Annotated in this window: 6 protein-coding genes; 2 read left to right on the top strand and 4 right to left on the bottom strand. The window is 64.1% G+C overall.

Annotated features, from left to right (window positions below; all coding sequences use genetic code 11):
* Positions 1-223 precede the first annotated feature (223 nt).
* Positions 224-751: a hypothetical protein gene (locus ACE3QP_RS19140; protein WP_374438285.1), complete on the bottom strand. Its 528-nt coding sequence runs from the start codon at positions 749-751 to the stop codon at positions 224-226.
* Complete coding sequence (locus ACE3QP_RS19135; RefSeq protein ID WP_374438284.1) at positions 748-1,440, bottom strand: hypothetical protein; 693 nt, start codon at positions 1,438-1,440, stop codon at positions 748-750. Before ACE3QP_RS19135 ends, ACE3QP_RS19140 begins: the two co-directional genes overlap by 4 nt.
* A gap of 914 nt (positions 1,441-2,354) precedes the next feature.
* Here ACE3QP_RS19135 and ACE3QP_RS19130 point away from each other — a divergent pair.
* Both ACE3QP_RS19130 and ACE3QP_RS19125 read left to right on the top strand, forming a co-directional pair.
* Positions 2,355-2,993, top strand: a complete 639-nt coding sequence (locus tag ACE3QP_RS19130; RefSeq protein WP_374438283.1) for a hypothetical protein — start codon at positions 2,355-2,357, stop codon at positions 2,991-2,993.
* An 82-nt stretch (positions 2,994-3,075) separates the two neighbouring features.
* On the top strand, positions 3,076-3,651 hold the full coding sequence (locus ACE3QP_RS19125; protein ID WP_374438282.1) for a hypothetical protein: 576 nt from the start codon (positions 3,076-3,078) through the stop codon (positions 3,649-3,651).
* A 28-nt stretch (positions 3,652-3,679) separates the two neighbouring features.
* Here the strand turns inward: ACE3QP_RS19125 and ACE3QP_RS19120 are convergent, their stop codons facing one another.
* Together ACE3QP_RS19120 and ACE3QP_RS19115 are read right to left on the bottom strand one after the other, a co-directional pair.
* A complete protein-coding gene (locus ACE3QP_RS19120) occupies positions 3,680-5,554 on the bottom strand; it encodes a methyl-accepting chemotaxis protein (protein ID WP_374438280.1) in 1,875 nt (624 codons plus the stop codon).
* A gap of 62 nt (positions 5,555-5,616) precedes the next feature.
* The gene (locus ACE3QP_RS19115) at positions 5,617-6,393 is read right to left on the bottom strand and encodes a helix-turn-helix domain-containing protein (RefSeq protein WP_374438278.1); all 777 of its coding nucleotides are present in this window, start codon (positions 6,391-6,393) and stop codon (positions 5,617-5,619) included.
* Between the last annotated feature and the right edge of the window lies 1 nt (position 6,394).

Here is a 6,394-nt window from a genome sequence, read left to right as displayed (position 1 = left end):
AAACCAGTCCCGTCAAACCGTCAAAATCCATCCCGGCGTAACCCCCTCGGGACGCCCGTTTACCCCACCTGTTGCTGGCTCCAATATGGCGGACATGGGTGGCTCCAATACGGCGATCCGCGACAGAACCCCTACAAACTGAAGGCCTGACCCCGCTGCCCGTGCCCGAAACGGCGATTTGATGTCGAACTCGGGCGGTCTGGGCAAATCGGCAACTCTCCGGTCAGCGCTTTTCCGCGGCGTTGCCGCCTACGCGAACGACCGTGAGTCCTGAGTCCGCGCCAAAACGCGGCAGCACCTCGGTACGCAGGCGAGCCAGCTGGGTGACGCAGGGTGGGCACGGTTCGGAGACATAGAAGACAGCACGGGGGCCACTGAGCCCAGCGGTGAGTCCGAGCACCTGGGCTTCAGCTTTCCATTCGCGCACTTTGATTTCCGCAGGAGGAAACTGCAGCTTGCTCCCCTTGCTTTGCCATTCGAGTGCCTCCAGCGCTGAACCATGGAAAACCAAATGCCCTCCAGCATCAAACAGTTTCAGTTGGGGCACTTGGATATAGAAGTTGTTCTTTGGATCATCTGGATGCGGTGTCCAGCGAATCAGGCCCTTGTTCTTGATCAATTCCTCGCTAACGGCGACGCTCGACATTACGCTTCGCGAGTCAAGCCGAGAATCGGCGGCGGTCGCGGTAACGGCGATCAAAGCAAACAACGCGAGTGATGCAGCCTTTACGGAGAATGGTTTCGTCTTCATTGCTTTGTCGAATTACCTGTGCCAGAGGCCTGTTGTGACTTCAAATAGTCGCGGATCGTCTCGTAGCGAAGCTTTGCGATGTCTTCGTCGGTCATGAAGCGGCCTTGAGGCTGCGCGGGCCTTGAAACATCTAGCACTATCGCCATACCCTGCGGCTGCAGCTCTGCCTTGGCAAGCGCGACCTGCGCGCCACTCCCTTTCAAATTCTCGCGGAGTGTGTCCATGACATTTGCCGCCGCGGACATATCGCCATTTCTGCTAGCAGTAACATATGGCGGAATGCGCACCATTGCCGTGCAGGCAGCACCGGCATCGCAACGCCAGTCTTCAATTTGGGCCTGATATGCAGACAGGGCTTGTCCCTGCAACGCAATCATGACTGTTTTTCTCATTTCCTGAGTTTGTTCGAGGGCCCGTGGTGCCGATGAAGCACCAACCGTAGCCGCAGGAGCACTCAACGGAACGCTAGCAGCGTCAAAAGTATTCGCGGACGCGTTAACGGTCGTCGCCCGCTCAAGGGATTCACGGCTACGCTCTACGACTTGAACAGCAGGTGTCGAATGCTCGGTCCGCTTGCTGGCAAGCTGATGCCAAGCAATGACGCCCGCCAAGCAAATAGCCATCAACACAATAGAACCGAACTTCAAGCGCTTGCTCTTGCCTGCAGACGCCGGCGAACTGCTTTGCATTCGCATATTCATAGTCTTTGCCCAATGCCCTGCTGACGGTCCGCGTGGTTTTGACTTGGCCCGTCCGCAGAGTCCTACAAAAGGATCACTGCACCAACTGAGAATATCGGGTCACAACACAGCCATCGGCATTGCATGCAACACAGCTTCCATTACCGCAGGTGTAGACGCTGCAGGGAGGATTGCAGCTGACGCCGCCGCCGGGCAGCGGAACCGGCGCAGCGGCCAAAGCGAGCGCAGAAGTAACGGCGCCAGCGAAGGCGAGAAGGATGCTTTTCAGTTTCAGCGAAGTTCCCTAGTTTGGTATTGAATACCGTTTATGGGCCACGGCCAAAGCAACAGTGGCGCTGAATTGTGGCCGACATGTTCAGGCGAAGCTGCATCGGCGATGCGTCCTTCTAGGTGTTTACGCCACAGCAATTGAAACCGTATGCAACAGCGAGCGGCATTTCCGGGCCCGTAGCAGCCGATTTGCCATACCGACTGCCTTCTGCCGCCGCGGCGCCCGAATCTGGCAACTACCGGCGGGCGCCGGGGTCAAGCCTTTAATCTGACGGTGCCTGGGTCAGGCCTTTAGACTGAACCCCTACAAACTAAAGCCCTGACCCCGCTGCCCGCCCAGATTCCGTAGAACAGGCGCTGACCATTGGGTATAGCGGTACCGCTGCATAAGAGTTCAAGGATCTCGTTACAATGCTGAAGAACGCATTCTAGGAACAGCAGGCAGAGGCCTTCGTAGCAAAGAAAAAGCCTTGAAAGCGTTGCCCCCGCAAACTTCTCGGATTGCTGGACACAGGGGGCGCAGCGAAACTTACTGATTCAGGCTTGAAGCCACAAGGCATGACCTCTGTAGAGTTGGCCAACCCTGGCTACGCAGGCAGATCCTCTCATCGCCAACACTGACCAGGCTTTGCATGCATCAGCGCCTGCGCCCACTCCTCATACTGCTTGCGCTCTGCATAAACCTCGATGCATGGGCCCAGCCATTCAACACGCCAGATGCCAGCACGGTCATTTCCGCACTCTTTCCGGGTAAGAGCTTGTTCGAATGGGCGCGAAGCAGCGGAGATTTCAACGAGGACGGGTTCGGGGATTTGGCCCTTATCGTGACCCTCTCGGCGGACGGTACGCCCATGCAGACCCGTCTGGTCGTTCTTGCGGGCTCGGCGGCGGGGACGTTGACGGCGCTTTCCGTCTCGTCAAACTATTGCGAGGCGCAGAAATTCTTCAATCTGAGCGCAAAGGGCTCGAATCTCCTGGTGTCTGCCGTTCAAACGGCGGACGCGAACCAAATGGCTTCTGAAACCCTGCAATTTCACTTCAGTCGCCGTTTGGGGGATTTCGAACTCATCGGCCGCGAGGATTCCTGGGAATCGTATGCAGACAATCGGTCCGGCCGGGTCAGCGTCAACTATTTGACCGGCAACACGGTCGAGTACGCACAGGTTCGCGGCCGAACCAAGGAAATCAGGCGACAGAAGTTCGCCACCGCGCCGCTGGCCAGGCTGAACGGGTTTGATTGCGCCCAGTGGCTGGCGGGCAATCCCAAGTGAACCCCTGAGCCCGGCAACTGGCCCGCGAAGCCCTTGCTGTTGTCTGCTTGGCGGGCGGCAGGGCCTGCCTAGACTGGCCCCCATGTCCGTCCCGCGCCGCACCCTGCTCGCTGCCCTGCCCCTGCTGGTGGCCGGCTGCGGCACGCCGCTGCGCACGCCGCCGCTGGCCATCACGCCGCGCCAGGCCTTGCAGTGGCGCAGCTTTGTGGACGAGCAGCTGCGCGGCCAGATCGCCCTGGGCGAGGTGCAGGGGGCGGATGAGCCCGCCGTGGGCTTTCTGCAGCAGGCGCTGGCCTTTGTGTGGGGCAGCCCGGTGGCGGGCCAGGTGGTGCTGGATGCGCTGGAAGACCAGCTGCGCGCGCTGCGCCTGCTGGCCAGCGCGGCCGAGCCCGGGCGCTACCGGCTGGATGCCAGGCTGATCCAGCTGGAGGTGGGCGGCCTGATTGGCAGTGCCGAGGCACAGGCCCGCGTGGAATACACCGTGCGCGAACGCGAAGAGGGCGGCCGGCTGATCTACCAGCGCCAGGTGCGCAGCGAAGGCAAGGCCGGCTGGCTGGACCATGCCTTCACGGCCGACCGCCAGCGCCTGGCCAAGGAAGCGGCGCTGCGCGCCGGGCTGGTGCTGCTGGCGCAGGATCTGGTGGCGCTGCGCGTCTGAACCCTGCGCCCCGGGGGCTGGCCGGCCTTCAGTCGGTGCGGAAGGCCCCCATCACGCCGATGAGCTGCTGCGCCTGATCCTTCAGGCTCATGGCCGCCGCGCTGCTTTGCTCCACCAGGGCGGCGTTCTGCTGGGTGGCGTTGTCCAGCTCGGTCACGGCCTGGCCCACTTCCTGGATGCCGCGGCTTTGCTCGTTGGTGGCCAGGCTGATGGCGCGCACGGTCTCGGTGACTTCGGCGACGACGCGCAGCAGCTCGTCCATGCCCTGGCCGGCGGCGCGCACGCGGGTGGCGCCGGCCTGCACCTGCTCGCTGCTGGCCTGGATGAGGCTGCGCACCTCGCGCGCGGCGGTGGCGCTGCGCTGGGCCAGGCTGCGCACCTCGGCCGCGACGACGGCAAAGCCGCGGCCCATCTCGCCGGCGCGCGCAGCCTCCACCGCCGCATTGAGCGCCAGGATGTTGGTCTGGAAGGCGATGCCGTCAATCACCCCAATGATGTCGGCGATCTTCTTGCTGCTGCCCTCGATGCCCTGCATCAGCTGCACCACCTCGCCCACCATGGCGCCGTTGCGGGTGGCGGCGCTGCTGGCCTGCTCGGCCAGGCGGCTGGCGTTGCCGGCGGCCTCGGCATTGCTGCGCACCGATTCGCTCAGCTCCGTCATGGCCGAGGCGGTTTCCTCCAGGCTGGAAGCGGTCTGCTCGGTGCGGTGGCTCAGGTCGGCACTGCCTTGCGAGACCTCGGCGCTGGCGGTGGCAATCGAATCGGAGGTGGCACGCACCTGCTGCACCAGCTGCGCCAGGCTGCCGACGAACTGATTGAAGCTCTCGGCCAGGTGGCCGATCTCGTCGCTGCTCTCGACCTTCATGCGGCGCGTCAGATCGCCTTGCCCGTTGGCGATTTCGCCCAGCAGCTGGGCGGCACGGCCCACCGGCGCGGCCACGGCGCGCGAGGCCATCAGCACCAGGCCGAGCGAGAGCAGGCCGCCGATGAGGATGCCGGCCAGCGCGGCCACCTGCACCGCGCGGGTGACCGGGCCGACCAGCTCGGCCTGCGGCACCTCGGCCACCACATAGCCTTCGAGTTCAGGCACGTAGGAGCTGGCCAGGAAGCGCGTGCCCTCGTGCTCGTGCTGCAGCACGGCGAAGGGCTTCTTGTCGAGCAGCACGCGGGCGGCGGCGGCGTCCAGCTTGAACAAGCCTTGCAGCTTGTGCTTGCCCTCAATGCTGAGCTTGGGGTCGCGGTGGATCAGCACGCTGCCATCCCCGCGCACCAGGAAGACCGAGCCGGTCTGGCCGATGGTGTAGGCCTTGATGCTCTGCGCCATCGCGTCCACCGACAGCGCCACCCCGGTGGCGCCGCGCTGCGTGGCGCTGGCCTCAAAGCGCGCGTTGATGAACATCATGTAGGCCTTGCTGGTCGGGTCCTGATCGATCTCGACCGAGTAGGGCTTGCCCGAGTTCAGCATCGCCGGCAGCCAGGTGTCGCGCTCGGCCAGCATGCGCGAGAGCCCTGACTCGTTGAAGTACTTGCCCGTGGCCTGCGAGACCCAGAAGACCTGCGCGGTGGATTGCTGCTGCTTGACGGCGCCGGCCAAGGCCTTCCAGTCGGCCACGCCTTCGTCGGGCAGGCCGGCGGCTTCCCACTTCAGCAGATAGGGGTCATGCGCCACCTGCAGCGAGGCCGACAGCGGCACGGCGATGCGGCGTTGGATGTCGGCACGGATGCCGGTGACCAGGGCGGGCAGCTCGTCGTTGACGATGCGCTCGCGCACCGTGCTGCCGATCATCCAGGTGCTGATGACACCGCTGACCGCACTGAACAGCAGCAGACAGGCCGCCATGCAGGTGATCAGCTTGCGCTGTATGGACCAGCGCGCCCACTGCCGCTTCAGGAATCCGAGCATCGTCGTCTCCACTGGGGGTGAGCGACGATTTCACGCGCGTGCTGCGCGTGAAGGCAGGGGACTTACCCTTCTTTTGCAGGAGGGTGGAGCGGGCGCGGCGGTGCTTCACGCCGCAGCTTGGCAAAGGGCCCGAACAACCACGAGCGCACGGCGATCACCATGGTGTAGGGGCGCTTCTGGTCGGGCGGCAGGCGCTGGTCGGTCAGGTGCTGCTGCGCGAAGTCTTGCGCCACGCGCTGCAGCCGTTCGTTGAAGGCGGTGATCAGGGCCGGGCTGATCTGGCCGTGCACCAGCAGCAGCTTCTCGCCCTCGCCATCGAAGTCGCTGGCGAAGAACTCGTCCACCGCGTGCTCGCGGAAGAAGCGCATCACCGGGCCACCCGGGCGCCAGCGGAAGGTCTTGGCCACCAGCAGGCGGTAGCGGTTCAGCGGCCGCAGCTCGATGAAGCCCAGGCGGTCCAGCTGTGTGAGGCAGCGGATGCCCTCGGCTTCGTCGTAGCGGTAGGTGGCCAGCACCTGCTCGAAGGGCCATTGCGAGAGGCAGCAGATCGCCATCAGCAGCAGCTTGGGGTCGCCCACCACCGCTTGCTCCTGCTCCACCGAGAGCTCGCGGCGCAGCGGCTGGGCGTCGGCCACGCGGCGCGCCAGGTCGGCGAAGTCCATCTTCAGCACGCGCAGCACCTCGTCGATGCGCGAGAGCGGCAGATCGCCCTCGGCCGCGAACATGCGCTTGACGCTGCTCTCGGCCAGATCCAGGTGCTGCGCCAGTTCGGCGTAGGTGATGCCGGCGAGCTTGAGCTCGGCCTTCAGGGCGTTGATGAGGTCGCGCGTACTAGACATC

Source organism: Inhella sp., assembly GCF_041912635.1.
GTDB lineage: Bacteria > Pseudomonadota > Gammaproteobacteria > Burkholderiales > Burkholderiaceae_C > Inhella.
The sequence above is the reverse complement of the archived record's forward strand: the minus strand, read 5'-3'. Positions and strand labels throughout refer to the sequence as shown.